The sequence below is a fragment of the Caballeronia sp. EK genome, from assembly GCF_014384845.1.
GTDB classification, from domain to species: Bacteria; Pseudomonadota; Gammaproteobacteria; order Burkholderiales; family Burkholderiaceae; genus Caballeronia; species Caballeronia jiangsuensis.
Genome location: NZ_JACSUE010000012.1, coordinates 114,114 through 139,915, shown reverse-complemented (window position 1 = coordinate 139,915; position 25,802 = coordinate 114,114). Strand labels below are relative to the sequence as shown.

Genomic DNA, 25,802 nt, shown 5'->3' with positions numbered 1-25,802 from the left:
GTTAGCGTCGGGACTCGTCCGTTTGCTTTGGTGAAATCCATGCCGGCGAAGGCGTGCCGCCTTAGGGCAGCCGCCGTGAAGGTCACCGTTGCGCGCTGTCGGCCTAAGTTGCCTCTTGAGCCTTGGCGCGCGGTTTTGCGCGTCCGGTCTCAGCGCGAGGCGGTGTCATAGAGTTCTCAGCCTGATAGTTCGCAGGATCGCGGAGGAATTTGTGAAGTTGGGCCGCCGGCCACACCGTGCAACGGCCACCCATGCGGATCGGCGCGGGCGCCTTGCCTTTGAGCACGAGCTTGCGCCATGTCTCACGGCTGAACGGCAAAAACGCCGCGAATTGCTTGAAGCGGAAGAGACCCACATTGGGAAGCGTAATCGGCATCTCCGGGGGAGAGTGACGGCATTCCGGCGGCTTCGGGCCGACGCTGGTGGTCGATACGATCGTTTGATGCGCCATGTTGTTCCTTGTCAAAGGTTGTGAAACATGGCTTCGCAATTTATAGATCGGTAGTCACTTGATATAGTCGCGAAGGATCGCACCGTTCTGCAAAAAAATAGCGCGCCATTTCGAACAGGCGCGCCGCATAACGCTCAGAGGGGTGCTACTATTTTTTTCGCCGGCCAGCGGGCAAATCGTCGGCGCGAAGGATAGTGGCCATCGTTTGGGCGAGTCGGTCAGAGACGCCCTGAGCCATCAGCCACTCTGCGACCGTCTCATTCGTCGGTGCCGTGGAAGGATCATCGGCGTCGTAGCGCACCCAATATTTATCGCGCGCATCTAACAGCAGACGAAATAGCTTCGTCGAGTAGTTGCCCGAAGCCTGTCCGGAAGTCTCCGGCAGGGCACCACCGCCGCGGACAACGTCCCAGTAATAGTCAAAAAGGGGGGCGTGTTCCCCGAAGCGGTCCACCAGCGTCGCGGAGACTTTCCAGCCCCTTTTCGTGGCCCAGGCGACGAACTCCTCCATTTTTATCATCGTATGGATGGATGGTTTTTGGGCGACAGCAGAGACGATCGACAACGGCTTGCCGATTCCCACGTATCGCACCGCTACGAACAGTCGATCATTGAATTCGGGCGATTCGCCGCACGCGGTAATGGCGTTGGCTCCCGCGCCCCAATCGACCAGTTCCGGATCGATGTCGAGAGAGAGTGCCACGGCTTCGGCAACCGTCACTTCGGAGAGTTGCTCCCACCTCCGCCAATTTGGGCGACGATCCGATTGAGCAGCAGCTGAAGCGCTTTTGGCCGTCGAAGTTGCAGCAACATCGCGTGCGGCGGCTGCACGGGTCGTCCCGCAGTCCTCGCTAATCCGCTCGCTACCAGCAGTCAGTTGCTTTTCCATTCCCGCCCTTAAGTGGTATTTCGTTCGCGCGTCGAAGCTGCGCGCGCCCCGACTATTCCAGGCCGATGTGTTGCCCGCGTCCGGACTGATTGGGCACAGCAGAGCTCTGAACGGCTGGAACGGTCATTGGGCGATTGTACTGTTTTGAAATAACCCTAGATCAGGCGGCAAGGTGACAGCATGCCCGTGTGACCTCGAATTCCGTGAGCAGACGCGCCCTCTCCCGCGAAAGCACATGCCCGTCGAAGAAACCGTCGGACCCCGGATCGCTGTCTATGGTGTCGCCGCCGACGGATCCAATTTCAACATCGACTCGCCGGAGCAACCAGTCAGACAAAGCCGAGTGGACTGAGATGCATAACTCAGCTCCACCGGTTCAATCAGCAACGATGTTCAGGTCGATTGGGCTTCTACGACTGCTATCGCGACGACAGGCGCCTCGGCTTTGAGCGCGTCGAGGTAGTCTGCCCATGCCTGCATCATACGGATCCGGTCGTCGATGAACTTCGTCCTGTTGTAAGCGGTTCCGAGCGCATCCGGCACCTTGTGCGCAAGCTGGTGCTCGATAACTTCGCCCGGAAAGCGCAGGTGCTCATGCAGAATCGTGCGCGCCATTGCTCGGAAGCCGTGGCCCGTTATCTCTGTTTTCGTGTCAAATCCCATCCGCCGCAACGCCGCGTTGACGGCCGCGCCACTCATTGGTTTTTTCACGTCTCGCCCGGGGAACACGTAAGTGCGCAGACCAGTAAGCGCGTGCAGCTCGCGCAGGATCGCGACGGCCTGCGTGGCAAGCGGTACCAGATGCTGGGTCTTTGTCTTCGAAACCGTGTAGCGCCACTGCGCTTTATCGAGATCGAAGTGCGCCCACTCCGCGGTGCGGAGCTCTCCCGGCCGGACAAACAGCAGCGGCGCCAGCCGCAACGCGCACTGCACAACGAATGTGCCTTGAAACGCGTCGAGGGCGCGCAGCAGCCCGGCCACCTCGGAAGGCTCGGTAACGGACGGGAAGTGCGTATGGCGCGCCGCCGGCAGTGCGCCGCGCAGATCCGCGCTGACGTCGCGCTCCGCTCGCCCAGTAGCGATCGCGTAGCGGAAGACCTGACCACAGTTCTGGTGAACACGGTGCGCAGTATCGAGCGCTCCGCGCGCTTCTACCCGGCGCAGCACAGCGAGCACTTCGGGAGCGGAAATCTCGGCGATGGCGCGCCCGCCGAGCCATGGAAACACATCCTTCTCGAGGCGTCCCATGACTTTTTCAGCGTGCGAGGTAGCCCATCCCGATTCGAACTTCGCAAACCACTCGCGGGCGACAGCCTCAAAGCTGTTGGCCGCACGCGCCACCTCTCCGGCTCGCTGCACCTTGCGGTCGATGGCAGGATCCACTCCCCTTGCCAGCAGCTTCCGGGCGGCATCCCGATTCTCACGTGCCTCCTTCAAGCCGACGTCAGGATACACGCCCATGGATAGGCTCTTCTCCTTGCCCCCAAACCTGTACTTGAGTCGCCACCACTTACCCCCGGTGGGGGTAACGAGCAGATACAGGCCACGCTCGTCAAACAGCTTCTGCTGCTTGTCGGACGGCTTTGCGTTGCGGATCTTCAGCTCAGTAAGCGCCATGGTTAACCTTTGGGAATGACCGCACGCGTCGCATCCAGAAAGACGCGAAGCTCAACTGTTTCTGCTGCAGTCAGGTTCAGACAGCGCTTGCCCAGCCTGAATGACAGTGCCCCCTCGCTATCCAGCATGAAGCGCATCGCCGCCTCCTGGCGGTCCTGTTCCTCACGCCGTGCGATGCGCTCCTCCTTGCGTACCTCGCCCGGATCGATCCCGGCGGCGAGCAACTGACGGGCCTCATCACGGAGCTTGCGCGCGTCGCGCACATTTACGTCGGGAAATACGCCCAACGAGAGCCGCTTTTCCCTGCCCGCGAACCGGTACTTGAGCCGCCAGTACTTACCGCCCGACGGGTGGATTTCGACGAGCAGCCCCCAGCTGTCGTACAGCTTCCGGATCTTCTCAAGCGGGACAGCGGCGCCCACTGCCCCGTCTGACAAGGGAATCCGGTTAGCCTTGGCCATGATTGGGGTAACAGGACTGCGGCACCTTGGAGCAACCACCAGACTTACCCCGCTATGGGGGTTGTAGTGATTGGTGGAACCTTGAAGAAGTTTGCAACAAAAAACCCCGCCAGGCTAGGCCTGACGGGGTTCTCTGGCAAAACTTTGGTGTCGCTTGGAATCTAGTTGGTGGAGAGGAGGAGGATCGAACTCCCGACCTTCGCATTGCGAACGCGACGCTCTCCCAGCTGAGCTACCCCCCCAACGAACCGAAATTGTATCACAGCGAAATCGCCCGCAGGCAAGCCTCCCGACGATTCGCCGCAACACTACTTCAACGGCGCCCCCGCCAAAATCCACGCGACGACGACCTTGATATCCGCATCGTTCATCCTGGGATGTGACGGCATCGGAATGGAACCCCACACGCCCGCGCCACCGTTCTTCACCTTCTGTTCAAGCTTCGCGCTCGCTTGCGGATCGCCCTTGTACTTCTCGGCGACCTGCTGAAACGACGGTCCCACAAGCTTGCGATCGATCGCGTGACAGCCCATGCACGCATTGCTTCGCGCGATCGCCATCGCATTCGCGGATGACACGGCCTGCTCTGCCGCGACCACACCGAAAGACGCGGCGATCAACACCGCGCCGCAAATCAAACGCGCCATGCTCATTTCGTCGCCGGAACCGGATTGGGATTGCCCGGATGCACATCCGAGTTCTTCACGGGCGCGGGCGACTGCGAATCGAGCGGACGCGACGTCACGCCCGAATCAGGCACCGTGCCGACCGTCGCGTCAGCAGGCGCGGGCGGATTCGACGCGGAGACCGCCCTCGCATCGGATGCGGCCGCCGCTTCCAGCGCCTGCGCTTCTTCAGGCTTGATGTACTGGTACACCTTCACGACCTGCTCCACGCCCGGCACGCGCGCGGCGACATCCGCGCCATGTGCGCCTTCGTCCGTCGTGACGAGTCCCATCAGGTAGACGACGCTGCGCTCGCACACCACCTTGTAGTAGTTCGCACGCAAGTCCTTCTCGCCGACCATCGCCGTCTTCACGCGAGTCTCGAGATAGGAGTCGTTCGCGCGCGAAGAGATCGAACTCGCGCCCTGTATCGACAGTTCGTTGACGATGCTGCCCACGTTGTTGATGTCGCGTACGACGGCCTCGGCCTTCTGCTTCGACGCTTCGTCAGGCACCTCGCCAGTCAGCAGCACGCGCCGGTTGAAAACGGTCACGTTGACATGCGCCGTATCGGGCAGGTTCTCGTTGATCCGCGAAAGCGCCTTCACCTGAATCTCGCGGTCTTCGGTCTGCGCACCGAGCGTGCGGCGATCCGTGGCGATCAACGTGCCGCCGGCCGCCGCGCCAACGACCGCGAGGGCGCAGCCCTGCAACGTCAACGCGACTCCGGACAACATGCTCACCACGAGCGTGGCCTGGGCCAGCGTCGCCTTGACGCGTGTCTTGTTCGTCAACTCCGTTCCCCTTTTCAGTTTCAGTCGTCTCCGAGCAGCATCGCATCGATGCCGTCGCACAGACAGTGAATGGTCAGCAGATGGACTTCCTGGATGCGCGCCGTTCGATCGGACGGCACGCAGATGTGAATGTCGGTTTCGGCGAGTACGTCGGACATCGCGCCGCCGCCCTTGCCCGACAGCGCGATCACGATCATCTCGCGCTCGTGCGCTTCCTGAATCGCCGCGAGCACGTTGACCGAATTCCCCGACGTGCTGAGCGCGAGCAGCACATCGCCCGACTGACCGAGCGCGCGGACCTGGTTCGAGAAGATCTGTTCGAACGCATAGTCGTTGCCGATGGCCGTGAGAATCGATGTATCGGTCGTCAACGCGATGGCCGGCAAGCCCGGGCGCTCGCGCTCGAAACGGCCGATCAGCTGCGCGGCGAAGCGCTGCGCATCGGCAGCAGAGCCGCCATTGCCGCACACGAGAATCTTGTTGCCGTTGGCGAGTGCGCCGAACAGCGTGTCGATGGCGGCTGCGATCGGAACCGCCAGCGCATCGAGTGCTTCGAGTTTGAGTGCCGCGCTGTCGCGGAAGTGCTGTTGAATACGTTCGACTGACATCGACTCTCGATCATCGGCCGCGGCGCGCGGCAATATGTGGCTTGAACGCTCAAAGCGTCGGTTGTTGCGCAGTTTACCGCATGCATCATGCAGCGAACCTCGCTCATGCTTCGTCGGCGCGAAACGCATCGCGCAGCCAGTGCACGCGACCCGCATCGAACGCGACGACATCAAAGCGGCACGCCGGCAATGCACCGCGCCAGCTCGCGAGAAAATGCTGCGCGGCATGCACGAGGCGCGCACGCTTTCTCGCGTCCACACTCGCAACGGCGTTCGCGTAACGCCTGCTCTTCCTCGCCCGAACTTCGACGAACACGAGCGCGCCGCGTTCATCGAGCATCACGAGATCGATCTCGCCGCCCCGGCATGTCACGTTGCGCGCGACGAGGCGCATCCGCTGTCGCTGCAGAAACGCGAGCGCATGCGACTCGAAAACATCGCCGAGCGTTTTGGACAAGGCTCCTCCATAAAAGTTGTCGACGAGCCATGCGGATCGCGCGTGGCAAAATGACGTCCTTTCCTTCGACGCCCGCGCTCATGCTTCAGATCTCCGAACTCGCCGCCGGGCAGCACTATCCGACCAGCGCGCTCTACGTCGTCGCAACGCCGATCGGCAATGCGGCCGACATCACCGTGCGCGCGCTGCACGTGTTGCAGCTCGCGGATCGCATCGCCGCCGAGGACACGCGCAACACCGCGCAACTGCTCGCGCGCTACGGCATCTCGAAGCCGTCGATCGCCGTGCACGAGCACAACGAGCGCAGCGCCGCCGAACGGGTGATCGAGCATCTCCGGAACGGCGAGCGCATCGCGTGCGTATCCGACGCCGGCACGCCCGGCATTTCCGATCCCGGCGCGCGTCTCGTCGATGCCGTGCGCGAAGCCGGACTGCCCGTCATTCCGCTGCCGGGCCCGAGCGCGCTCACGACAGCGCTCTCGGCAGCGGGCGCGTGGGTGCGCGGCTTCTCGTTCATCGGCTTCCTGCCGACGAAGTCGAAGCAGCGCGCCACGCAATTGCGCACGCTCGCGAACCATCCGATGGCGCTGGTGTTCTATGAAGCGCCTCATCGAATCGTGGAAACCACGCGCGCGCTCGGCGAGGCGTTCGGCGGCGAGCGGCAGTTGCTGATCGCCCGTGAACTGACGAAGTTACATGAGAGTCTGCATCGATGCACCCTGGCCGAAGGGCCAGCGTGGCTCGAAGCCGACGCGAATCGTCAGCGCGGGGAATTCGTTCTGGTGGTGGAAGGCGCGCCCGAAACGCAGGACGCCGACGACGCCCACGATGCGCTGCTCGCGACGCTGCTGGAAGAGTTGTCGGTGAAGAGCGCGGCGCGCATCGCCTCGACGTTGACGGGCGCATCGCGCAACGCGTTGTACGAACGCGCGCTGAAGCTCTCGAAGCGCGACGAAAGCGAAGCAGAATAAAAAACGGGCCGTCGCGAGACGGCCCGTTTAGGTGCTGCAAGGCGCGATGCCGGATCAGTTGACGCTGTCGTCGGCAAGCGCTTGCGCCTGCTCTTCGCGCGCCGCACGCGCTTCCTGCTGCGTGAGACCTTCGATCTTCACCTTCTGCGTGCCTGCGCCGCGCATGCCGAGCACCGCCGCGGCGGCGTACGACAAGTCGATCACGCGTCCGCGCACATACGGTCCACGGTCGTTGATCTTCACGACGACCGTCTTGTGATTGGACTCGTTCGTCACGCGCACCCACGACGCGAGCGGCAGCGTCCGGTGAGCCGCGGTCATCGCGTTCATGTTGAACTTTTCGCCGCTCGCGGTCTTGCGGCCATGGAACATGCGGCCGTACCACGACGCCTTACCCTTCTGTTCGAAGCTGCCGGCGTCGGGACCGGTCGTGATCGGCTCGGCGCTCGAAAGCGATTGAGCCTGGTTCGGCTTGTCGGCCGGAAGTGCGGAAAGGTGCGAATCGAACGCGAGCGGCGCCGTCGAGCGGGCACTGCTCGTGCTCAGAGAGTCTGTCTTCTGAGGATTGGCTGCGACATCGCCCGAACCCGGCGCGGCGCAACCCGCCAGCACACCAACTGCCAGCAGGCTTCCGACATGTCGAATAAATCGAGCATTCATAGACGTGTTTACGATAAAAGGAGCGGCCGCGCTGCGCTGGTCGGCGCGCGCATGGCTGCTCGAGGCTTTGCCGTGCAAAGCAGAACGCCGCTCGGTCAAGCGAACGGCGAACTGTGCTCGGATGCGGCGCACTCGTGCCGCAAACGCCCGGTTATTGTTCACGTCTGGCGCAACCTGTCCCCGGCAGCCTGACCAGACCCCACAAGCCGCCATCGAACGTGGCATCACATTCGTGCGCTGAAAAATTCATCTAAGCGCAGGAACGGCGGCGTAGGCCCCATCCGGCGTAACGGCTGCAAAGCCATCTGACAGACGCGCGGCGTCTGGCCGGACAAGACGTGTGCACCCACTGGAGGTGCTTGAGTTGCAATTGCGAGGCTTTTGGCCCCGAACAGCGTACTGACAGCGATTGTAAAAACGCACTAGCGTTTCAACCTTCGCTTATTGACGGCATGGTTGGATCCATGCACAAGTAGTGCCATTATACAAAAAAACAGCGGTTCGTCTCGCCAAACCCAACGATCAGTCATTGATTTTCGCTATGAGCGTAAGAATTGCCGATATTTACGGGTTTTCCAGCGCTCGAACCGTCACCCTTGCGCGCGTTATGGCACCGGTACAATGAACGTTTTTACAGGCCTGCGTGTACCGACGACAGTCATATGAAAGTCATTCTCGTTCCCGTGACGCCCTTCCAGCAAAACTGTTCCATCGTGATCTGCGAGGCGACCAGGCGCGCCGCCATCGTCGACCCGGGCGGCGACATCGAACGCATCATCGCTGAAGTGGAGCGGCAGGGCGTGACCGTCGAAAAGATTCTCCTGACGCATGGTCACCTCGACCATTGCGGTGGCGCGAAGGCGCTCGCCGACCATTACGGCATACAAATAGAAGGACCGCATCGTGAGGATGCGTTCTGGATCGATCAGCTGCCCGCGCAGACTCAGCGCTTCGGCTTTTCGAACGCCGAGGCGTTCACACCCGAACGCTGGCTTGTCGACGGCGACACCGTGCAGTTCGGCAACGAGTCGATGGAAGTCTATTTCTGTCCGGGTCACACGCCGGGCCACGTCGTGTTTTTCAGCCGCGCGCACCAGCTCGCGTTCGTCGGCGATGTGCTGTTCGCCGGCTCCATTGGTCGCACCGATTTTCCGCGCGGCAATCACGCGGAGCTCATCCGTTCGATCCGCGAAAAGCTCTGGCCGCTCGGCGACGACGTCACCTTCGTCCCCGGTCACGGCCCGGCATCGACATTTGGCGAGGAGCGGCGCACCAACCCGTTCGTGCGCGACGGAGTGACAGCGTGAACGCGATTCCCGAAATCTATGTCAGCACCGACGTCGAAGCCGACGGCCCGATTCCCGGCCCGCATTCGATGCTGAGCTTCGCGTCGGCAGCCTTCACGGCCGACAAGCAGCTCATCGGCACCTTCTCCGCGAATCTCGAAACGCTGGAAGGCGCGGCGCCACATCCGGTTCAGGCCGCATGGTGGAAAACGCAGCCCGACGCGTGGGCCGCGTGCCGCAAGGATTTGCAAAAGCCGGAGATCGCACTGCCGGCTTATGTCGAATGGGTGGAGGCGCTGCCGGGCAAGCCGGTGTTCGTCGCGTATCCGGCGGGCTTCGACTTCACCTATATGTTCTGGTACATGATGCGTTTTGCCGAGCGTTGTCCTTTTTCGTGGTCGGCGCTCGACATCAAGACGCTCGCGTTCGCGATGACGGGCCTGCCATACCGCAAGGCGATCAAGCCGCGTCTGCCGAAACATTGGTTCGACGAGTTGCCGCACACGCACGTCGCGCTCGACGACGCGATCGAGCAAGGCGCGCTCTTTTGCAACATGCTTGCGGAGCTGCGGACGTCGCAGGCCGCGCTGGCGCGGATATCGGCCGAATCGAACGAGATCGGCGAAGGTAAAACCGCGCAGTCAGGCCAATGAGTTAGGGAAACTCCCTCAGTGCAGGCGCTTTGCATTGCGTTTCTTTTCCGGCGCCTCTACCATGAGAGTCAAATCGCGACCGAACGGAGGCGCAGTTGACTCTCGATACATTCTCACAAAAAATCCTGCGTCTTCTACAGCTCGACGCACGGCGCTCCGTTCAGGAAATCTCCGACCAGGTCGGCTTGTCGAGCACGCCGTGCTGGCGGCGCATCAAGGACATGGAGCAATCGGGCGTCATTCAGCGCTACACGGCGCTGCTCGACCGCGAGAAGCTCGGCCTGCACGTCTGCGCGCTCGCGCATATCCATCTGACGCGTCACACCGAGGGCGGCGTCGAGCAGTTCGAGCGCGAGATCGCCACCTGCCCGGAAGTGACCGAGTGCTACAGCACGACCGGCGAGTCCGATTACATCCTCAAGATCGTTGCGCCGGATATCAAGGCGTACGACGCGTTCCTGCACGATCGCATCTTCAAGATTCCTGCCGTCGCGCAGGTGCGAACGAGCGTCGTGCTTCGCGAAATCAAGTTCGACACGCAATTGCCGCTCTGAGCGGCGTTCAGCGTGGCGTATCGATCGCGCGCTTCGTCGTCGGCGCGGGCGCGAGATCGAGCGCCTGCGCGATGTTAATTTCACGCGCGCCGATCTTGCGTTTGAGCGCGTCGAGATCGATCGACTTCAGCTTCGCGGCGGTGTCCTCTGCGCCTGGCGCGGGTAGCATGACGTCCACATTGAAGCCGCTGCTCAGATAGTGCAGATTCAAGGTCTCCACTGCCAAACCCTGTCGCGTGAACGCCGCGCGCACAGCGTCGCTGACGGTCGAACGCAACGGGAAATTGCCCGGCAACGGATTGAGTTCATCGAGTTCGGGATCGACATGAATGAGCGCGTCGATGACCCGCGTGTCGGCCAGCATGTTCGCTCGCGCCGATTCGGCGATGTAATGACCTTCCGAAACCGAAATGAGCGGGTCGACGAGAATGTGAGCATCGACGATGGCGAGATCGCCCATTTTGCGCGTCCGGAATTCGTGGACTTCGCGTACGCCGGGCGTGGTCAGCAAAATGGCTCGCAAATCTTCGGTGGTCGCTTGATCGAGTGCCCGATCTGAAAGATCTTGTAATGCGTCCCACGCGAACGTCCATCCCATTTTGCCGATCAGGAAGCCAACAAGCGCGGCGGCGATCGGGTCCAAAATCCGGAATCCCGCCAAACTGCCGATTATCCCGAGTGCGACGACCAGCGAAGAAGCGGCATCCGAGCGCGCATGCCACGCATTTGCGACGAGCATCGCGGAACGCACCCGTTCAGCGGCGCGCAGCATATAGCGAAACAGCGCTTCCTTGGAAACGAGGACGATTATCGCAACCGCCAGCGCGCCGACCTTTACCGGCGGAATATCCTGAAGGTTGACGATACGCGACCCGGCACGCCACAACATTCCGACGCCCACCGCGACCAGTAATCCGCCGAGGAACAATGAAGCCACCGTCTCATAACGGTTATGGCCGTAGTTATGGTCGACGTCCGGGGCAGCGCCCGCGTGCTCATTCGCAATCAGCACGATAAAATCAGACACAATGTCCGCCAGCGAATGAACGCCGTCCGCAATCAGTGCCTGAGAGTGAGCAAGAAAGCCTACGACGAGTTGCGCCGTGGTTAGCACACTATTTAGCGCAATGCTCCGCCAGGTGGTTCTTCGGGCAACCTCCTGTTTTTCCGCGGTGCGCGTCGTCGAAAGCGACATGTAATTGAACTCGAGCGTTTCACCTTCGAATTTTATCAGCGGGTGCGTCTCGGAGCTTCTGGGCGCGTGCGGTATTTTGGTTCAGGATCAGCCGTCGAGGGACCGGCGATACCAATTTATCAGCCTGCGAAATAAAAAAGGCCGCGTCATGTAACGCGGCCTATTTTTCGCATGATTCGGCTCAGAATTTACTTGCCGATCAGGAAGCTGTCCCGATCTTGCCCGGCGATCCACTTCGGCGGCTTGCCGCGGCCCGACCAGGTGCTGCCGCTTTCCGGGTCACGATATTTCGGCGCCACGCCCGAACGGCTACGCGCGGCCTTCGCGCCTTTCGCACTCCGACCGCCAGCCAGTTCCTGAAGCGTGATGCCATAATCCGCCATCTTCTGCTTGATCTCATTAAGCACTTCGGCGTATTCGCGCGACTTGGCTTCTTCAATCTGACGTTCGAGAGACTCGCGTTGTGCGAGGAGTTCCTTGTATGACGGCATGGCAATTCCCTAAGTGGTTTGCTGACTTTGCGAATCAACGCGCTCGCTTTCAGTTATCAGTATCTGTAAAGCCTCGGACTGGGACGCAGATTAACACAGTTCCCATTAACGCGGCATGTGCGTATTGCCACTTAATAAAAAGTTTAGCGACTTTCTTCGTAACATTTGCCGAAAATTCTGAGATTGGAGCGGTTGTTGATCCGATCTAAAACGCGTTGATGAAACGATCCTTCGTTGGCGTCATGGCATCGAATGAAAACAAGGCCAATAAACTCCGCCGGAAAATTTCATGAGATGGCAACTTGCTGCGAATCGTTGAGACATCTGGTCACGCGAAGCGAAATCGGGTCGCAACAAATTCGGATTTATCGCACGGAAAAGTCGCCTTGCCGCTCGAAGCAATCGATAAGCGCAGCCTTCAAATCCTCGTTCGTCAGTTTCGGGTAATCGAATGTAAAACGATTGCGCGTCCCGGTAAGCAGCAAATCGCAGCCGTACCGGTCGACCCCCAATAAACGGAGATTCTCCGGCCGGCCCGTGTAAGCATCAAAATATTCGCAGAGCGACGATTCGTCCGCTGCACAAAGCGGCGGCAGCGAATCGAGTTCTTCGCCGGCGAGCCAGCCCATTGCACCGAATCCGCCGATATACCGCATGCGTTCCACCGACATCACCCAGAAGGAGAAATCGCCGAGTTCCAGATATCGCGCCGCATCCGGGTGATAGCGCAGATATCGCTGCGCGAGTTCCCCGGTTTCTTCCGGCCGCGCCGGCGCGAAGCTGCCGAGCATGGTCAGGCGCTGGCCGTCCAGCACGCCGCCTTCCGCGGCGTGCGCGACCAGAAAACCGGCGCGCGCGTCGGCGTGAAGATTGCGCGTGTGCTCGGCGAGATGGCTGATGAGCAACATCGGCACGTGGCGAGCGGTGGGCGCGAAGGGCAGCGCTGTCGGATAGGGAAAGCCGCGCGGCTCGCGCGAATGCGTGGCGAGCGTGCCTTCGGACACGCGATGCAGCAGATGAAGCGGCGCTTGCGACGGAATGTTCATCCGGTTCTCGTTCGTTGGTCGATCGTCGAACGATGGTAATGCAGCGCGTGCGAGCGTGTCGCCTGGCCGTTCGATAGAATCGAAAGCCTTCGCGTCCGATGGCATCATGTCCGGTCGCTTTCTCGTTTCACGCAATCTCCAAACGGCTTCTCTCGTGTCCGACTCGACTACCGCCTCCGCCGCCTGCGAATCCAATCCGACGCTCGCGCTGCATCGTAGCCTTCCCCACGGCACGCGCGTGCGCGCGCGCTACGCGACGATGGCCGTCTTCTTCATCGCGGGCATGATGTACGCGTCGTGGGGCGTGCACGTGCCGACCGTGCGCGACAAGTTCGCGCTCAGCCCGGGCATGCTCTCGTTCGCGCTGCTCGCCGTCGCCGGCGGTTCGATCTTCGCGATGCTCACGGCCGGACCGTGGATCGCCCGGGCCGGCACGCGCACCGCCTGCCTTGCGGGCGGCATCACGATGATGATCTGCGGCTCGCTGATTCTGGTCACGCCCAATTTCTGGTTGCTGCTGATCGTCCTTGCGATCTTCGGCTTCGGCATGGCGACGCTCGACGTCGCGATGAACGCCGAGGCCAGCGCGGTCGAGCAGGCATTGAGTCGTCCGATCATGTCGTCGCTGCACGGCATGTTCAGCATCGGCGGCATGGCGGGCGCGGCCGTGGGCGGCGCGCTGCTCGCGCACGGACTCTCGCCCGCCGCGCATCTCGCGCTGGCATCGGGCATCAGTCTCGTCGTCCTGCTCGTTTCGATGCCCGCCGTGCTGCCGCACGTTCCTCATCACGACGAGCACGCGAAGGCGTCGTCGTCGAATCGCTGGCGTTCGGGCGCGCTGTGGGCGCTCGGCGGTCTCGCGCTGATTGCGCTGATCGCGGAAGGCGCGATGTACGACTGGGCCACCGTCTATATGCGCGATATCGTCGAGGCCACGCCGTCGGTGTCGAGCGCGGCCTACGCGGCGTTCTCCGGCGGCATGGCAGCCGGCCGCTTCGGCGGCGACGCGGTGCGCGCGCGTTTCGGCGCGCCGCAATTGATCTTCGGCAGCGCGGGTCTCGCGTTCATCGGCATGGTGATGGCGCTCGTGCTGCCGAACACCATCGTCACGATGACCGGCTTCACGCTGATGGGCCTCGGTCTCGCGAACATGATGCCGGTGCTCTTCGCGGCCGCGGCGCGCGTTGAAGGGGTCACGGCGGCCGAAGGACTCGCGCAGGTCGCGGGACTCGCGTACTTCGGCCTGCTGCTCGGGCCGGTGCTGATCGGCGGCGTCGCGCAGATCAGCACGCTGCCGATCGGCCTGTGCGTCGTGGCGGCGTGCTGCCTGGTCATCACCGTAATCGGGCCGCGCATTCTTAAGCGCTGGAAAATATAAAGCGCGCGGGCCTTTCGGCTCCGCGCGCTTCTTGAGACCGAAGTCCCGCGTCGATTACATCTTCACGACGTCGAGCAGCGTCTTCTTGCCGCCCTTGTAGTTGTACAGCGAGATCACGCCGTGCTTCAGGTCGCCCTTCGAATCGAAGGTCGTCTGGCCGATCACGCCCTTGTAGTCCGTGTTCGGCATGGCAGCGACGATCTTGGCCGGATCGGTCGAGTTCGCGCGCTTCATCGCGTCGACGATGATGTACACCGCGTCATACGTGAACGGCGCGTAGATCTGGATCGGCTGGCCGAAGCGCTTCTGGAACTTGTCCGCGAACGCCTTGCCGCCGTCCATCTTTTCGAGCGCCATGCCCGCTTCCGAGCACACGACGTTGTCGGTTGCGTCGCCTGCCAGATCCGACAGCTTCTCGGTACAGACGCCGTCACCCGCGAGAACCTTCGCGCGCAGGCCGAGCTGCTTCGCCTGCTTGGCGAACGGGCCGCCGGTCGCGTCCATGCCGCCGTACATCACGGCGTCCGGGTTTTCGCCCTTGATCTTGGTCAGAATGGCGCGGAAGTCGACAGCCTTGTCGTTGGTCGCGTCATGCGAGATCACCTTCAGGCCGAGCGACTTGGCGGTCTTCTCGAATTCGTTCGCGAGACCCTGGCCGTAAGCGGTCGAATCATCGACGACGGCGACCGTCTTCACCTTCAGTTGCTTCGCCGCGTAGTTGGCGAGCGCCGGGCCTTGCTGCGCATCGGTCGCGACGACGCGATACGTCGTCTTGAAGCCTTGCTGCGTGTAGGTCGGGTTCGTCGCCGACGGGGAAATCTGAACGATGCCCGCGTCGCTGTAAATCTTCGAAGCCGGAATGGACGTACCGGAGTTCAGGTGACCGACAACGCCGACGACCTTGTCATCCACGAGCTTCTGTGCGACCTGAGTAGCCGTACGCGGGTCGGCCGCGTCATCCTGCGCGTCGAGTTCCAGCGTGATCTTCTGGCCGCCGATCGTCAGACCCTTGGCGTTGATCTCTTCGACTGCGAGCCGCGCGCCGTTTTCGTTATCCTTGCCCAGGTGAGCAATGCCGCCGGTCAGCGGAGCGACGTGACCGATCTTGACGACCTGGTCGGCTGCTGCGGACGTTGCCAACGTAGCGAACAGCACGGCTGCAGCGCTGATCGGCAACAGTTTGTGAAGCTTGGTGTTCATGTAAGTCTCCAGTTTCGGTCCCAAAAACAACGTAATCGCCCTGTGCCCCGTCTTTCATCACGATCGCTCAGTCCCGTGGACGACCACGCCGGATGCATCGTCATGCACTTGGCAAGTCCTTCCGGCAGGCCGTTCGTGGCAGCCGCCATCCGCACTGCGCGCAAGTGTAGGGTTGTCAAATTAATTTAGGGAAGTTTTTTAAGATACTGGTGTCACTACCAATTAACGGCTAGTTGTGATGCGCCGCCATTTGTGGTGGTGTTCCCGCGAAGACGCCCTGTACATGCGGGTTTCCGCGACATCGGCGGGCAAAGGTTTGACCGTCATTCAAGTTTGACAGGCGCGCGCCGATAATCCCTGCCCGCCGGCATCATTAGCCTGTTTATTAAGGCTTCTTTCAGCTTGCGTTTAGATCGATGCCTCTAAAAACCGGCCACGCGTCAAACCGCGTGCCAAGCGCGCGCGGGCGTTCAGGGCGACTGAAAGGGAAAGCTGGCAAACTCACCCGGCCAACCTATTTACAAACGCAAGGAGTATCGACGTGACCGTATCCGTGACTTCCCGCTGGATCGACATTCCGGCCGATGGCGACAGCTTCCAGGGCTATCTCGCGCTGCCCAAGACAGGCACCGGACCCGCCGTGATCATCCTGCAGGAGATCTTCGGCGTGAACGCGCACATTCGCAGCGTCGCCGATCAATATGCCGCCGATGGCTATGTCGCGCTCGCGCCCGATGTCTTCTGGCGCACGCAGCCGCGCGTCGAGCTGGGCTACGAAGGCGCGGATCGCGAAAAGGCGATGGAATTGCTGCAAAAGACCAAGCTCGATACCGCAGTCGCCGATGTCGGCGCGACCGGGAAGGCGCTGCGCGCGCTACCCGAGGTGACGGGCAAGATCGCAGCGATCGGTTATTGCTTCGGCGGCCGGCTCGCGTATCTCGCGGCGGCGCAGGGTTCGGTGGATGTGGCGGTGGCCTACTACGGCGGCGGCATCCAGAACGCGCTGGATAAAGCCGATCAAGTGAAGGTTCCGATGCAGTTCCACTACGGCGAACTCGATGCGCACATTCCCGCCGATGCGGTGGACGCCGTGCGTCAGAAATTCGCTGGCCGTGAGAATTCGGAACTCTACGTTTATGCGCAGGCCGATCACGGCTTCAACTGCGGCGATCGCGCGTCGTACAACGCCAAGGCTTCAGCGCTCGCGCACGGACGCACGCTGAGCTTCCTCGGCGAGCACCTGTAATCGACCGCTATGGCGAGCGCGCCCACACGGGGCGCTCGCTATATCAGTGCGGGCAAGCCTTCGACCAGGAGAAATGCCGCGAGCACGCCGAGCAGCGCGCCGAACACACGTAGCGCGTTGTTCTTGAAATGCGTCGCACATGGAATGGCCCCGAGGAAGAGCGCGCCAGCGAGCGCCATCGGGATGATCAGGATGAAGTCGCCGATCGTGAAGTACGTCATAGTGCGTCTCCCATCGTCTTGCTTTCTGGCTTCGAGCGTCGCGCGTTGAAACCTGCATCGACGATTCGAGTATAGGCGTCTCTGTCGAAGACGTCGGCCGATCTTCGTGCGATGAGAAACCTGCCCGATATACGAAAGCCTTGCGTAACAAGGATTTAGAGGCGGATCTTTTTAAGCGGGCGCGGAAAACCCTTAGCTTCGTTCCATTTCAACCGGCTTTCGATTTTCAGAAGAAGGTCGCGCGCTCGCGCCGATTCAGGTAAGCCGCGCCCGCCAGCCCGACGAGCAGCAACGCGCCGATCAGCCCGGCCACGCCCGTCCATCCGAACGCGGTCCAGAAGTGGCCGCCATACGATCCGATCACACTCGACCCGACGTAATAAGCGAGCAGATAAAGCGCCGCCGCCTGCCCTTTGGCCTGCGCGGCGAGACGCCCGACCCAACTGCTCGCGACCGCGTGCCCTGCGAAGAACCCGAACGTCAGACACGCGATCCCGGCGATGATCACCGCCAACGCGCTCGACAACGTCAGCGCAATGCCGAGCATCATCAGTACGAGACTCGCGATCAGCACGCGGCCGCGTCCGAAGGCATCGGCCATCTTGCCGGACCATGGCGACGCGACGACGCCCGTCAGATACACCGTGAAGATCGCGCCAATCTGCGTCTGATTCAACTCAAACGGCGCGCCTAGCAACCGATAACCGACGTAGTTATAGAGCGTGACGAAGCTGCCCATCAGCACGAAGCCGATGAGAAACAGGAACGGCAAACCGCCGTGCCGCAGGTGACCGGCAAGCGAGCGCCGATGATGCGCAAACCCGACGCCGCGCCGGGGCTTGAACCGTCGCGACGGCGGCAAGAGAGAGCGGAACGCGAACGTGGCGAGCAAACCCAGCAGCCCGATGCCGCCGATCGCGACGCGCCAGCCGAAGAGATCCGCGAGGATGCCGCTGATCACCCGCCCGGCCATTCCGCCGATGGCCGTCCCGCCGACATAGAGGCCCATCGCGAGACCGAGGCCTTCCGGATGCACTTCCTCCGCGAGATACGCCATCGCGACGGCGGGCACGCCGCCGAGCGCGAAGCCTTCGAGCGCGCGGACGACGAGCAGCGCGTGCCAGTCGGGCAACACGGCTGCGACGACCGTCAGCACCGACGATGCAAGCAGCGAAAGTGTCATCAAACGATGGCGGCTCCAGCTTTCCGAAACGAATCCCGCGATGAAGATCGCGATCGCGAGCGCCGCCGTGCTCACCGATACCGTGAGCGCGCTGACCGCCGGACTGACGCCGAACGCCTTCGTGAACTCGGGAAGCAGCGGCTGCACGCAATACAGCAGCGAGAACGTCGCATAGCCGGCGAACAGCAGCGCGAGCGATGCACGCCAGTAGGCGCGCGAACCACGTTCGAGATACGGCGCGGCGTCGGCGCTCCGGTCTGCGTTGTGGTCGGCGTTCGGGCGCTGCGGCGCCGGTGATGCGTTCACGAATGAAGTCTCCGCTGAAAAAACATTCGACGATACGCCGATCCTAAGGGTTTTGCCTAATGCGACACACGCATTTCGCCGACGATCACCAGTAATTAGTGCTAGCCGTCTGCGATCGGCAACATAACGACGCGAATGGCGTCGCGCCGACGCGTCGCGATGCGCTAAAGTAAGAGCACAATCGTTCATGAAAGCCGCGCATGTCGCGCTTCCCGCAGCAAAAGACGCGGCGATTGTCTGGTGCACGAGCCGTTAAAAGCCTGTGCTTGGTGAAATATATGACCGGCGTTTCATCCTCAGCCGGCGTTGAAACGGGGATTCATCATGCAAATCGGTTCGATTGTCCGCTCTGTGCATATTGCCGTGCCTCAAGGGGCGCGCGGCATCGTGATGCGCATTCTCGGTGACATGGCGATGGTCGCCTGGTACGCGGGCGAGCCCGGCGTGACCCAGTTGCTCAACACGGAGCCGTTCTTCCTCGAAGACCTGATCGACACGGGCGATGTCGTGCGCCCATCGAACACGGTCGTGCATTGAACGGCGCCGCATCGCATTGATGTAATGATGCCGCCCGCGCGAAGGCCGGGCACAATGCCGGGATGAACTCGATCCATCCCGATTCCCAGGGCGCGCCCGCTGACGACGCGCCGCCCTTCTCCGGCCTCACGCCCGAGCGCGTGCTCGATGCGCTCGACAGCGTGCTGCTTCCCACGGGCACGCGCACCGATGGCCGCCTGCTACCCCTCAACAGCTACGAAAACCGCGTGTATCAGGTGGGCGTCGAAGACGGCGCGCCGGTGGTCGCCAAGTTTTATCGTCCCAAGCGCTGGTCGAATGCGGCCATTCTCGAAGAGCACGCGTTCGTCGCCGAGCTAGTCGCGCGCGAAATTCCGGCAGTTCCGGCACGCGTGCTCGAAGGCGCGACGCTGCACGAATTCGAGGGTTTTCGGTTTTCGATCTTCGAGCGGCGCGGCGGACGCGCGCCCGATCTCGACCGCAGCGATACGCTCGAATGGCTCGGGCGCTTCATCGGGCGTATTCATGCGGTGGGCGGGATCGAGCCTTATCGCGAGCGGCCGACGCTGGATATCGACACTTTCGGCCACGAGCCGCGCGACTTTCTGCTGACGCACGCCTTCGTCCCGAACGATGTGCGCGAAGCCTGGGAAACCGTCGTATCGATGGCGCTGGAAGGCGTCGCGCATTGCTTCGACCGTGCGGGCGACGTGCGGCATTTGCGCGTGCACGGCGACTGTCATCCGAGCAATGTGCTGTGGACCGACGCGGGTCCGCATTTCGTCGATTTCGACGATAGCCGCATGGCCCCGGCGATCCAGGATTTATGGCTACTGCTGCCCGCCGGACGTGCGGACGCATCGCGCGCGCTCACGGATTTGCTCGCCGGCTACGAAGACTTCTGCGAGTTCGATCCGCGCGAGCTGCATCTGGTCGAAGCCTTGCGCACGCTGCGGCTGATCCACTATTCCGCGTGGCTCGCGCGGCGCTGGAACGATCCGGCGTTTCCCGCCGCCTTCCCGTGGTTCAACACGCAGCGCTATTGGGAAGACCGCATCCTCGAATTGCGCGAGCAAGTCGGCGCGATGCAGGAAGGGCCGCTCTGGCCCGTCTGAAATTTTTCGTGACATTCACGAACTGTCAGGCAATCGCAAAGCATTGAAAAGTGCTTTTGCGCATGTAATGATAACAATTCTCATTTGCCCGCCTTTCGTCGATTGCTGCGCGTTCATTCGCGACTAGCGGATCGGGGCGCGGCTTTGCCTGCCAACGCCCGAATTCTGGAGAGACGCGTGAACGCGCCTGAAACCCTCAATCCGCAGCCGCCCACGACGAGCGGCCCGACGCACTATCGTCCGCATGGGCGCCTCATCGACGATGCCGAGCAATTCGTGCGCAAAAACCGCTCGCGCCGCTCGACGTTTTTGAAGTGGCTGCGCAAGGTGCACGGCTGGATCGGTTTGTGGGGCGCGCTGCTCGGCCTGCTGTTCGGGACGACGGGCTTTCTGCTGAATCATCGCGCGCCGCCGCTGCGCATTTCCACCGGCGAGCCGCAGGTTTCGCAGATGCAGATGCCGCTGCCCGCCGACGGCTTCAAGACACCGCGCGACATGGGCGCGTGGCTGAAGAAGGAATTGAAGATCGAAGGCAATCTCGGGCGCACGCGCCGCGAGCCGGCGCATCCGGTCGGCTGGGGCGACAAGACCACGATGCAGCCGGAGCAATGGTCGGTGATGGTCGCATCGCCGGGCGGCAGCGTGATGGCCGAATATTGGGTGGGCAATAACTTCGTGTCGGTGAAACGCACCGAAAACACCTTCCTCGCGATGATGACCAACCTGCACAAGGGCGTGGGGCTCAGCGTGGGCTGGGTGCTGCTCATCGATACGTTCGCGGGCAGCATCATTCTGCTTTCGCTGACGGGTGTGCTGCTGTGGACGGAGTTGAACAAGAAACGCACGGCGGGCGTGGTGATCGTGGCGGCATCGCTGATCGCGGCGATTGTTTGCGGGTTGATGTGATTTCCGGTTACGCGGCGCGCTTTCGCTTCCCCCGGTTATGCCGCGTAAGCCACAAATAAAGCCCGCTCCCCAGCACGACGATCGTCAGCACATCGAACGCCGCCCAGAAAATCTTGAGCGGCATCCCGCCGAAATCGCCGAAATGCAGCGGCTGCGAGCCGAGCAGCACCTTCAGGTACCACGGCAGTTCGCGTGCGTCGGTGAGCGCGCCAGTCGATGCGTCCACGAGCACCGGCCGCAGCATGCGCGTCGTGAGGATGCCGTCGCCGCGCATCCACACCGCATAGTGATGCGGGCTGGCAAAACGCGTCCCCGGAAACGCGACGAACGACGGAATCATGTCCGGCGCGACCTGCCGCGCGGTCTTCACGGCGTCATCGACGGAAGCGCGCACGATCACCGGTGGCTGGCCCCGATACGGCGCGACCATCTGCGCGAGCTGGTCGTTGCGCCACGCTTCGAGCATCAGATCGGCGAGCGTGTTGATCGATCCGGTCGCGCCGACGAGCAACGCCCACGCGAGCGTCAACATGCCGATCGCGTTATGCCAGTCGAGCCAGACGACACGCCGCTTCTTCTTCAGGCGCACGCGCCCTAGACCGACCTTGCGCCAGAACGGCAGATACACGACGACGCCCGACACGATCGCCGCGAGAAACACGACGCCCATCGCGCCGAGAAAGAGCTTGCCGAAGAGCCCGGCGAACATGTCGACGTGCAGCTTCAGCAGAACGAACTTGAGCGATCCCTTGCCCGGCGGCATGCCGAGCGGCCGCGCGGTGCGTGCGTCGACGGTCGTGCTCAACGTATCGTCGGGCGGCGTGTCGGCATGCGGCGCCGTGACGACGATCGGCAAGAGCGGATCGTCCGGCTCCCAGATCATGTATTGCGGCACATGGCCGGGATGCTCCGCGAGCGCGGCGCGCAGCACGGCGTCGTAGCTCGCGCGCGCATTTGCCTGCGATGCGGGCAGCTCGGGCGCTTCGATCGCATCGCCGGTAAGGATGTCGAGCTCGTGGCCGAACACGAGCGGCAGCCCGGTCAGACACAGCAGCAACATGAACGCGGTGCAGACGAGACTCGTCCAGCGATGCACGATCGACCATATGCGCAGCGCGCGCTGGCTCATGTGGCGCTTCGCCGTATGTTCGTCGGCGACGCGCGGCGATGCGGCCGACGCGACAGCGCGCCGGTCGTCGTCGGTCAAAACCTTGCCGGGCATTCGATGAAGACGTTCAACTGAGAGGAAAAGGCTTCGCGTCGGCCGATCCGGCCGAGCAAATGAGAACGATTATTATATAGCCGTGCGATGCGCACTCAGACGCCGCACACCTCGCCTTTCCCCGCGACCTCACGCGCCGCCTTCGCGCCTTCGACCTGAAGCAGTTCGGGCAACGACACGCCGTTCTTCGCCGCCGTCACCTCCGCGAGAATCGACACGGCAATCTCCGGCGGCGTCCTGCTGCCGATATAGATTCCCACCGGCCCATGCAGCCGCGCGAGCTCGGCTTCGCTCAGATCGAACTCCTTCAGCCGCTCGCGACGCGCCGCGTTATTGCGCCGCGAACCGAGCGCGCCGACATAAAACGCGGGCGTCTTCAACGCTTCCATCAGCGCGAGGTCATCGAGTTTGGGATCGTGCGTGAGCGCGATCACCGCGCAGCGCTCGTCGAGCTTCATGTCCATGACGGTGTCGTCGGGCATGGAGCGCACGATCGTCGTGCCCGGCACGTTCCACTCTTCCGTGTATTCCTCGCGCGGATCGCAGACGGTGACCTGATAGTCCAGCCCGACCGCGATGCTGCACAGATAGCGCGACAACTGCCCCGCGCCGATCACCAGCATGCGATAGCGCGGACCGTGAATCGTCAGGAGCCGCTCGTCATCGAAAAGCACGCCGTCAGTGGCTTGCGCGGGTTCGAGGCGCACGCCGCCCGTCGCCATGTCGAGAATGCGCGCGACGAGCCTGCCGCTCTCGACCGTCGCGCAGAGCTCGGCGATGCCGCTCGACATCGTCAAAGGTTCCAGCACGAGCTGGATCGTGCCGCCGCACGGCAGGCCGAAGCGATGCGCTTCTTCCGCGCTGATGCCGTACTTCACGGCCTCCGGCTTCGTCTGCTCGATGCCCCGCTGCCGCACGCGATCGATGAGATCGTCCTCGATACATCCGCCCGACACCGAGCCGACGACGTGACCATCGCCTCGCACAGCGAGCATCGCGCCTTCGGGCCGCGGCGACGAGCCCCACGTCTTCACCACCGTCACGAGCAACACGCGATGCCCCTCTTCGAGCCATCGCGCGCTGTTCTTCAGGACTTCGAGATCCACGCTGTCCATGATTTCTTTCCTTTCTCCTGCCCTTCCTGCACTTCTCCGCCGTTTTCATCGGCGGCGGCTGCATCCTGTGATTCCGGCGCGCCCTGCAACTGCGCGCCGAACCGCTTGAAAAATTCACCCGCAATCTTACGCGCCGCGCCGTCGACGAGCCGGGAGCCGATTTGCGCGAGCTTGCCGCCGACCTGCGCGTTCGCACTGTAGCTGAGCTTCGTCGTGTCGGCCTCGTCGCCGGGTTCGAGGTTCACGGTCGCGCTGCCCTTGCTGAAGCCGGCCGCGCCGCCCTGCCCTTCGAACACGATCGTGTAAGTATGCGGAGCATCGATATTCGTCAGCTCCATTCTGCCCTTGAAGCGCGCCTTCACCGGTCCGACCGCCGCCGTCATCGCGACGTTGTAGGCATTCTCGCCGTCGGCGTCGATGCTGTCGCAGCCCGGAATGCAGGCCTTCAGGATCGACGTGTCGTTGAGCGCTTCCCACGCGCGCGCCTGCGGCACCGGCAACGTGTGTGTTTCTGTCAGTTCCATCGCGGTGCTCCCAGTGGCTTGTGTTGCGACAGGACGGCGAGTTCGCGGCCCACGGCGCCGAGGCTGTCGAGGTTATGGGCCGCGAGCATCGCATCGACGTGCGGCAGGATCGCGCGCACGCCTCGCGCGCGCGGCGTGAAATCGGCGAAGCGCAACAGCGGATTGAGCCACACGAGCCGATGCGCGAAGCGTCTGAGCCGCTGCATCTCGGCGTCGAGCACATCGATGGCTTCGTGATCGAGGCCATCGGTGACGAGCAGCACCGTCGCCCGACCTGCCAGCACGCGGCGCGCCCAGCGTCGATTGAACTCCGCAAGCGTCGCGCCGATGCGCGTGCCGCCTGACCAGTCCGCCACGTTCTGCCCGAGCGCCGCGATGGCGACATCGGGATCGCGTTCGCGCAATGCGCGTGTCGCGTTGGTCAGGCGCGTGCCGAACAGGAATACCTGCAGACGCTCGCGCGACTGCAAAAGCGCATGGCAGAAATAGAGCACGGCGCGCGAGTACGCGCTCATCGATCCGGATATGTCGAGCAGCAGGACGAGCGGCGGCCTGCGCTCGACCGCCGCGCGATATTTCCACACGGTCCAGTCGCCGCCCGAGCGGACGGCATGACGCGCGCTCGCCTTGAGATCGGCGTGCGTGCCGCGCGATGCCGCCTTCAGCCTGCGCGTCGGCTCGGTCGCGAGCGGCATGCGATGCGCGCGGATCTGATGCCGCAGCGTGCGCCATTCGTCGGCGCTGAGCGTATCGAAATCGCGGTGACTCAGCCGTTCCTGCGAACTGAACGTGATGCGTGCGTGCGCCTCTTCCGGCTTCGATTCCGACTTCTGCGCCTTCGATGCTGCGGCGCGCGCCGCCAGCGCATCGGCGAGACGGTTGTTGCGCTTCGGCGGCGGTATGCCGCCCTTCACTTTCGGCAGCAACAGCGCGCGCAGCTTGCCTTCCCAATCGGGATCGCGCCAGAAGAGATCGAATGCGGCGTCGAAGATATCGCGCTCGTCGCTCGCGTGAACGAGCAGGCACGCGAGCGTCGCGCGCACGTCGTCGCGGCGGTTCAGATCGACGAAGCGCAGCGCGTCGAGCGCGTCCACCGCGTGAGCGGGCGACATGCCGAGACCCGCGCCCCGGAGGAGCCTCACGAAATGCACGACGTTGCGGGCGAACGGCTGCATCGTCATGGCGTGGCGGAGAGGCAGTGCGCGAGCGTGTCGGCGTCCATGCGCGCGAGATCGTCCTGATACTTCAGCAGCACGCCGAGCGTGTCCTGCACCGATTGCGGATCGAGCTCCGACACCGACAGCGCCGCGAGCGCGCGGCACCAGTCGATCGTCTCCGCGACGCCCGGCGCCTTGAACAGATCCAGCGTGCGCAACGCGTGCACGAACTCGACGGCGCGCTTCTGCAAAGCCTGCCCCGCTTCCGGCGCGCGCGCCGCGACGATCGCGAGTTCCACGTCCCGCTCGGGATAACCGATCCACTGATAGAGACAGCGGCGCTTCAACGCATCGTGGACTTCGCGCGTGCGGTTCGACGTCATCACGACGAGCGGCGGCCGCGCCGCGCGCACCGTGCCGTACTCCGGAATCGATACCTGAAAGTCCGACAGCAATTCGAGCAGGAAGGCTTCGAACGGCTCGTCGGCGCGATCGATTTCGTCGATCAGCAACACGCGGCGCGCGTCGGGATTCGCGGGATCGGGCAGCAACGCCTGAAGCAAGGGACGCTTCAGCAGAAACTCGCCGCGATACAGCGAATCGTTCGACGGCGTTTCACCCGATGCCTCCGCGAGCCGCAGCGCCATGATCTGCCGCGGATAGTCCCACTCGTAGAGCGCGCTCGCCGTATCGAGGCCTTCGTAACATTGCAGGCGCAACAACGTGGTGCCGCACAGGCCCGCCGCCGCTTTCGCGAGCTCGGTCTTGCCGACGCCCGGCTCGCCTTCGAGAAACAGCGGCCGCTGCATCCTGAACGCGAGAAAGAGCGCCGTCGCGAGCTCGCGGTTCGCGAAGTACTGATGCTCGCGCAAACGCGCGAGCGTATCGTCGATGGAAGCGGGCTCGCCCTGCATC

Annotated in this window: 29 protein-coding genes and 1 tRNA gene; 9 read left to right on the top strand and 21 right to left on the bottom strand. The window is 62.8% G+C overall.

Annotated elements, in window-relative coordinates; genetic code table 11:
- Window positions 1-103 precede the first annotated feature (103 nt).
- From IAG25_RS30575 to IAG25_RS30535, 9 genes are all read right to left on the bottom strand, one after another.
- Window positions 104-451: a helix-turn-helix transcriptional regulator gene (locus IAG25_RS30575; RefSeq protein ID WP_187608164.1), complete on the bottom strand. Its 348-nt coding sequence runs from the start codon at window positions 449-451 to the stop codon at window positions 104-106.
- A 148-nt stretch (window positions 452-599) separates the two neighbouring features.
- Window positions 600-1,340, bottom strand: a complete 741-nt coding sequence (locus IAG25_RS30570) for a hypothetical protein (protein WP_187608163.1) — start codon at window positions 1,338-1,340, stop codon at window positions 600-602.
- A 393-nt stretch (window positions 1,341-1,733) separates the two neighbouring features.
- The gene (locus IAG25_RS30565; RefSeq protein ID WP_187608162.1) at window positions 1,734-2,957 is read right to left on the bottom strand and encodes a tyrosine-type recombinase/integrase; all 1,224 of its coding nucleotides are present in this window, start codon (window positions 2,955-2,957) and stop codon (window positions 1,734-1,736) included.
- A gap of 2 nt (window positions 2,958-2,959) precedes the next feature.
- On the bottom strand, window positions 2,960-3,418 hold the full coding sequence (locus tag IAG25_RS30560; RefSeq protein WP_222946710.1) for an Arm DNA-binding domain-containing protein: 459 nt from the start codon (window positions 3,416-3,418) through the stop codon (window positions 2,960-2,962).
- Window positions 3,419-3,584: 166 nt separating this feature from the next.
- Window positions 3,585-3,660, bottom strand: a tRNA-Ala gene (locus tag IAG25_RS30555).
- Between the two features lie 66 nt (window positions 3,661-3,726).
- The gene (locus IAG25_RS30550) at window positions 3,727-4,071 is read right to left on the bottom strand and encodes a c-type cytochrome (RefSeq protein ID WP_187608161.1); all 345 of its coding nucleotides are present in this window, start codon (window positions 4,069-4,071) and stop codon (window positions 3,727-3,729) included.
- Window positions 4,068-4,820, bottom strand: a complete 753-nt coding sequence (locus IAG25_RS30545; protein ID WP_187608233.1) for a BON domain-containing protein — start codon at window positions 4,818-4,820, stop codon at window positions 4,068-4,070. Before IAG25_RS30545 ends, IAG25_RS30550 begins: the two co-directional genes overlap by 4 nt.
- 77 nt (window positions 4,821-4,897) lie before the next feature.
- Window positions 4,898-5,485, bottom strand: coding sequence for a phosphoheptose isomerase (locus IAG25_RS30540; RefSeq protein ID WP_187608160.1), 588 nt, complete (start codon window positions 5,483-5,485; stop codon window positions 4,898-4,900).
- 103 nt (window positions 5,486-5,588) lie between these two features.
- Window positions 5,589-5,942: a YraN family protein gene (locus tag IAG25_RS30535; RefSeq protein WP_187608159.1), complete on the bottom strand. Its 354-nt coding sequence runs from the start codon at window positions 5,940-5,942 to the stop codon at window positions 5,589-5,591.
- A gap of 80 nt (window positions 5,943-6,022) precedes the next feature.
- Between IAG25_RS30535 and rsmI the strand changes: the two genes are divergently transcribed.
- Window positions 6,023-6,913, top strand: a complete 891-nt coding sequence (rsmI, locus tag IAG25_RS30530; RefSeq protein ID WP_187608232.1) for a 16S rRNA (cytidine(1402)-2'-O)-methyltransferase — start codon at window positions 6,023-6,025, stop codon at window positions 6,911-6,913.
- A 54-nt stretch (window positions 6,914-6,967) separates the two neighbouring features.
- On the opposite strand, the gene IAG25_RS30525 is transcribed toward rsmI, so the two are convergent.
- Window positions 6,968-7,573, bottom strand: a complete 606-nt coding sequence (locus IAG25_RS30525) for a septal ring lytic transglycosylase RlpA family protein (RefSeq protein ID WP_187608158.1) — start codon at window positions 7,571-7,573, stop codon at window positions 6,968-6,970.
- A 662-nt stretch (window positions 7,574-8,235) separates the two neighbouring features.
- Here IAG25_RS30525 and IAG25_RS30520 point away from each other — a divergent pair.
- The 3 genes from IAG25_RS30520 (at window position 8,236) to IAG25_RS30510 (ending at window position 10,066) form a co-directional block, all read left to right on the top strand.
- Entirely contained in the window at window positions 8,236-8,880 is a 645-nt protein-coding gene (locus IAG25_RS30520; RefSeq protein ID WP_187608157.1) for an MBL fold metallo-hydrolase, read from the top strand.
- Window positions 8,877-9,512 carry an exonuclease gene (locus IAG25_RS30515; RefSeq protein ID WP_187608156.1) on the top strand — a complete coding sequence of 212 codons (636 nt, stop codon included), beginning with the start codon at window positions 8,877-8,879 and terminating at the stop codon, window positions 9,510-9,512. Before IAG25_RS30520 ends, IAG25_RS30515 begins: the two co-directional genes overlap by 4 nt.
- A 95-nt stretch (window positions 9,513-9,607) precedes the next feature.
- Window positions 9,608-10,066 carry an Lrp/AsnC family transcriptional regulator gene (locus IAG25_RS30510; protein WP_008352298.1) on the top strand — a complete coding sequence of 153 codons (459 nt, stop codon included), beginning with the start codon at window positions 9,608-9,610 and terminating at the stop codon, window positions 10,064-10,066.
- 7 nt (window positions 10,067-10,073) lie between these two features.
- Here IAG25_RS30510 and IAG25_RS30505 read toward each other — a convergent pair whose 3' ends face one another.
- From IAG25_RS30505 to IAG25_RS30495, 3 genes are all read right to left on the bottom strand, one after another.
- The gene (locus IAG25_RS30505) at window positions 10,074-11,261 is read right to left on the bottom strand and encodes a cation diffusion facilitator family transporter (RefSeq protein WP_187608155.1); all 1,188 of its coding nucleotides are present in this window, start codon (window positions 11,259-11,261) and stop codon (window positions 10,074-10,076) included.
- 188 nt (window positions 11,262-11,449) lie between these two features.
- On the bottom strand, window positions 11,450-11,752 hold the full coding sequence (locus IAG25_RS30500; RefSeq protein ID WP_035499508.1) for an H-NS histone family protein: 303 nt from the start codon (window positions 11,750-11,752) through the stop codon (window positions 11,450-11,452).
- Between the two features lie 365 nt (window positions 11,753-12,117).
- Window positions 12,118-12,798 (bottom strand): HugZ family pyridoxamine 5'-phosphate oxidase, encoded by a 681-nt coding sequence (locus tag IAG25_RS30495; protein ID WP_187608154.1) that lies wholly within the window; start codon window positions 12,796-12,798, stop codon window positions 12,118-12,120.
- Window positions 12,799-12,952: 154 nt separating this feature from the next.
- Here IAG25_RS30495 and IAG25_RS30490 point away from each other — a divergent pair, with 154 nt between their 5' ends.
- Complete coding sequence (locus IAG25_RS30490; protein WP_187608153.1) at window positions 12,953-14,176, top strand: MFS transporter; 1,224 nt, start codon at window positions 12,953-12,955, stop codon at window positions 14,174-14,176.
- A gap of 54 nt (window positions 14,177-14,230) precedes the next feature.
- Here the strand turns inward: IAG25_RS30490 and IAG25_RS30485 are convergent, their stop codons facing one another.
- Entirely contained in the window at window positions 14,231-15,376 is a 1,146-nt protein-coding gene (locus tag IAG25_RS30485; protein WP_035499507.1) for a branched-chain amino acid ABC transporter substrate-binding protein, read from the bottom strand.
- 541 nt (window positions 15,377-15,917) lie between these two features.
- On the opposite strand from IAG25_RS30485, the gene IAG25_RS30480 reads away from it, so the two are divergent.
- Window positions 15,918-16,622 (top strand): dienelactone hydrolase family protein, encoded by a 705-nt coding sequence (locus IAG25_RS30480; RefSeq protein WP_187608152.1) that lies wholly within the window; start codon window positions 15,918-15,920, stop codon window positions 16,620-16,622.
- Between the two features lie 38 nt (window positions 16,623-16,660).
- Here the strand turns inward: IAG25_RS30480 and IAG25_RS30475 are convergent, their stop codons facing one another.
- Both IAG25_RS30475 and IAG25_RS30470 read right to left on the bottom strand, forming a co-directional pair.
- Window positions 16,661-16,843, bottom strand: coding sequence for a hypothetical protein (locus IAG25_RS30475; RefSeq protein ID WP_016346751.1), 183 nt, complete (start codon window positions 16,841-16,843; stop codon window positions 16,661-16,663).
- A gap of 226 nt (window positions 16,844-17,069) precedes the next feature.
- Window positions 17,070-18,332, bottom strand: coding sequence for an MFS transporter (locus tag IAG25_RS30470; RefSeq protein ID WP_187608151.1), 1,263 nt, complete (start codon window positions 18,330-18,332; stop codon window positions 17,070-17,072).
- Between the two features lie 324 nt (window positions 18,333-18,656).
- Here IAG25_RS30470 and IAG25_RS30465 point away from each other — a divergent pair, with 324 nt between their 5' ends.
- The 3 genes from IAG25_RS30465 to IAG25_RS30455 all read left to right on the top strand — a co-directional run bounded on the left by IAG25_RS30465 (window position 18,657) and on the right by IAG25_RS30455 (window position 20,869).
- Window positions 18,657-18,869, top strand: coding sequence for a hypothetical protein (locus tag IAG25_RS30465; RefSeq protein WP_014192763.1), 213 nt, complete (start codon window positions 18,657-18,659; stop codon window positions 18,867-18,869).
- A gap of 62 nt (window positions 18,870-18,931) precedes the next feature.
- A complete protein-coding gene (locus IAG25_RS30460) occupies window positions 18,932-19,963 on the top strand; it encodes a serine/threonine protein kinase (protein WP_187608150.1) in 1,032 nt (343 codons plus the stop codon).
- Between the two features lie 177 nt (window positions 19,964-20,140).
- Window positions 20,141-20,869, top strand: a complete 729-nt coding sequence (locus IAG25_RS30455; RefSeq protein ID WP_187608149.1) for a PepSY-associated TM helix domain-containing protein — start codon at window positions 20,141-20,143, stop codon at window positions 20,867-20,869.
- A gap of 7 nt (window positions 20,870-20,876) precedes the next feature.
- Here the strand turns inward: IAG25_RS30455 and IAG25_RS30450 are convergent, their stop codons facing one another.
- From IAG25_RS30450 to IAG25_RS30430, 5 genes are all read right to left on the bottom strand, one after another.
- Window positions 20,877-22,091, bottom strand: coding sequence for a PepSY-associated TM helix domain-containing protein (locus IAG25_RS30450; protein WP_255504046.1), 1,215 nt, complete (start codon window positions 22,089-22,091; stop codon window positions 20,877-20,879).
- A gap of 95 nt (window positions 22,092-22,186) precedes the next feature.
- Window positions 22,187-23,206: an XdhC family protein gene (locus IAG25_RS30445; protein WP_187608148.1), complete on the bottom strand. Its 1,020-nt coding sequence runs from the start codon at window positions 23,204-23,206 to the stop codon at window positions 22,187-22,189.
- A complete protein-coding gene (locus tag IAG25_RS30440) occupies window positions 23,179-23,730 on the bottom strand; it encodes a CoxG family protein (protein WP_187608147.1) in 552 nt (183 codons plus the stop codon). The genes IAG25_RS30445 and IAG25_RS30440 overlap by 28 nt, the downstream gene beginning before the upstream one ends.
- On the bottom strand, window positions 23,721-24,911 hold the full coding sequence (locus IAG25_RS30435) for a vWA domain-containing protein (RefSeq protein WP_187608146.1): 1,191 nt from the start codon (window positions 24,909-24,911) through the stop codon (window positions 23,721-23,723). The genes IAG25_RS30440 and IAG25_RS30435 overlap by 10 nt, the downstream gene beginning before the upstream one ends.
- The gene (locus tag IAG25_RS30430; protein WP_187608145.1) at window positions 24,908-25,801 is read right to left on the bottom strand and encodes an AAA family ATPase; all 894 of its coding nucleotides are present in this window, start codon (window positions 25,799-25,801) and stop codon (window positions 24,908-24,910) included. The genes IAG25_RS30435 and IAG25_RS30430 overlap by 4 nt, the downstream gene beginning before the upstream one ends.
- Window position 25,802 lies beyond the last annotated feature (1 nt).